At 69.0% G+C, this 2,951-nt stretch carries 3 protein-coding genes; all 3 read right to left on the reverse strand.

What is annotated here, in order from left to right:
* On the reverse strand, positions 1 to 190 hold a 190-nt coding region (locus A8G15_RS24420; protein ID WP_211270236.1), incomplete at its 3' end, for a ribosome-binding factor A.
* A gap of 102 nt (positions 191 to 292) precedes the next feature.
* Positions 293 to 583 carry a DUF503 domain-containing protein gene (locus tag A8G15_RS24425; protein ID WP_068165531.1) on the reverse strand — a complete coding sequence of 97 codons (291 nt, stop codon included), beginning with the start codon at positions 581 to 583 and terminating at the stop codon, positions 293 to 295.
* A 183-nt stretch (positions 584 to 766) separates the two neighbouring features.
* Positions 767 to 2,951: translation initiation factor IF-2 (infB, locus tag A8G15_RS24430; protein WP_068165532.1), on the reverse strand; the 2,185-nt coding region annotated here is incomplete at its 5' end.

Below are 2,951 nucleotides of genomic sequence, written 5' to 3' on the forward strand. Positions count from 1 at the left end.
CGGGCTCGGCGTCGAGGTCCGCACCGCGCACGGTGTAGTAGACGGTCGCGTCGTGCAGATCGGCCGTCACCTTCGCGTCGGTGACGGTGACGAACGCGAGCCGCGGATCCTTGATCTCGTGATCGATGGCGCTGGCCACGATGTTCGCGATGCGCTTGGCGAGACGACGGGCCCGTGCTGGATCGGCCATGTCAGTCGCTTCCTCTCCTCGCCGCGTGGCGGCTGTCCTGCCGCGTGGCGGCTGTTTCTGTCTCCGGCCGGCGGGCGGCCGCTGTTCCGTACCTGGGTCCGGTCAGTCTTCCGGACCGAAAATTCTTCGTCGGGCCGCGAGCAACTGCAACTCGGGACGGGCCGCGACAAGGCGTTCACACCGGTCGAGGATGTCCGTGACGTGCCCGGCGTCGGGACCGGCCGACGCCACCCCCAACAGGGCGCGGCGGTGCAGGTTCTGATGCCCTGCCTCGGTGGCCGAGACGCCGAACCTGCGCAGCTCCGCGAGGACCGGCCGGATCATCGACCGCTTCCCTTTCAGGGAGTGCACGTCACCGAGCAGCACATCCAGCTCGAGTGCGCCTACGAACACCGGACCTCCTGTCTGGACCACACCGACGACGGGTACCCCGCACAGCAGGGTGCTGACGCGTCGGGGCGGCGGACGATTGCTCGCCCGCCGCCCCGACGGCGGTGCCGTCAGCGAATACCGACGGCGGTGCCGTCAGTCGATACCGACGGCGGTGCCGTCAGCTTCCTGCCGACGGCAGTGCCGTCAGTCGCGCGGCTTTTCGCGCAGCTCGTAGGCCTCGATCACGTCGCCGACCTTGATGTCGGAGTAGGTGATCGTCAGACCGCACTCGTAGCCTTCGCGAACCTCGGTGACATCGTCCTTCTCGCGGCGCAGCGACGAGATGGTGACGGTCTCGGCGACAACGTTGTTGTCGCGGAGCAGCCGTGCCTTCGCGTTGCGCTTGACGATGCCCGACTGCACGAGGCAACCGGCGATGTTGCCGACCTTCGACGACTTGAAGATGGCCCGGATCTCGGCGCGGCCGAGCTCGACCTCTTCGTAGATCGGCTTGAGCATGCCCTTGAGGGCCTTCTCCACCTCGTCGATCGCCTGGTAGATGATCGAGTAGTAGCGGATGTCGACGCCTTCGCGGTTCGCCAGCTCCGTCGCCTTGCCTTCGGCACGGACGTTGAAGCCGATGATCACCGCGTTGGATGCCGCAGCCAGGTTGACGTTGGTTTCGGTGACGCCACCGACACCGCGGTCGATGACCCGCAGGCGCACCTCGTCGTCGATCTCGATGCCCATGAGCGCTTCCTCGAGGGCCTCGACGGTACCCGAGTTGTCGCCCTTGAGGATGAGGTTGAGCTCGTTGTGCTCCTTGAGCGCAGCATCCAGGTCCTCGAGCGAGATCCGCTTGCGGCTCTTGGCGGCCAGTGCGTTGCGCTTGCGCGCATTACGCCGGTCGGCGATCTGCCGGGCGATGCGGTCCTCTTCGACGACGACGAGGTTGTCGCCGGCGCCGGGCACCGAGGTGAAGCCGATGACCTGGACCGGACGCGACGGAAGCGCCTCGAGGACGTCCTCGCCGTGCTCGTCGACCATGCGGCGCACACGGCCGTATGCGTCGCCGGCGACGATGGAGTCGCCGACCCGCAGGGTGCCGCGCTGGACGAGGACGGTCGCGACCGGGCCTCGACCGCGGTCGAGGTGGGCCTCGATCGCGACGCCCTGCGCCTCCATGTCCGGGTTGGCCCGAAGGTCGAGGGACGCGTCCGCGGTCAGCAGCACGGCCTCGAGCAGCTGGTCGATGTTCAGGCCCTGCTTCGCGGAGATGTCGACGAACATGGTGTCGCCGCCGTACTCCTCGGTGACCAGGCCGTACTCGGTGAGCTGCTGGCGGATCTTCTGGGGGTTCGCGCCCTCCTTGTCGATCTTGTTCACCGCGACCACGATCGGCACGTCGGCCGCCTGGGCGTGGTTGATCGCCTCGACCGTCTGCGGCATCACGCCGTCGTCGGCGGCGACCACGAGGATCGCGATGTCCGTCGACTTCGCACCGCGGGCACGCATGGCGGTGAACGCCTCGTGACCCGGGGTGTCGATGAAGGTGATCAGGCGATCTTCACCGTTGAGGTGCGTCAGCACCTGGTAGGCACCGATGTGCTGCGTGATACCGCCGGCCTCGGCCTCACGGACGTTGGCCTTGCGGATGGTGTCGAGCAGTCGGGTCTTACCGTGGTCGACGTGACCCATGACGGTCACCACCGGCGGACGCTGCTGGAGGTCCTCTTCGCCGCCCTCGTCCTCGCCGTACTGGATGTCGAACGATTCGAGCAGCTCGCGGTCCTCGTCCTCGGGGCTGACGACCTGCACGACGTAGTTCATCTCGGAGCCGAGCAGCTCGAGCGTCTCGTCGTTCACCGACTGAGTGGCCGTGACCATCTCACCGAGGTTGAACAGTGCCTGGACCAGTGCCGACGGGTTCGCGTCGATCTTCTCCGCGAAGTCGGACAGCGATGCGCCGCGGGCGAGCCGGATGGTCTCGCCGTTGCCGCGGGGCAGCCGGACACCGCCGACTGCCGGTGCCTGCATCGAATCGTATTCCTGCCGCTTCTGCCGCTTCGACTTGCGGCCGCGACGCGGAGCGCCACCGGGACGACCGAACGCACCGGCCGTGCCGCCGCGTCCACCGCGACCGGCACCACCGCCGCCGCCACCGGGACGACCCCGGAAGCCACCGGCTGCTCCTGCACCGGCTCCGGCGCCTGCACCGGTGCCGCCGCCGGCGCCACCGCCGCGGTAGCCGCCGCCACCGCCGCCCGGACGACCGCCCGGGGCACCGGGACGACCCGGACGACCGGACGCGGCCGGACGCGCCGCACGCTGCGGCATCGCACCCGGGTTCGGGCGCGGGGGCATCGAACCCGGGGACGGGCGCGGTCCG

This window comes from Rhodococcus phenolicus, assembly GCF_001646785.1.
Taxonomy (GTDB): Bacteria; Actinomycetota; Actinomycetes; order Mycobacteriales; family Mycobacteriaceae; genus Rhodococcus; species Rhodococcus phenolicus.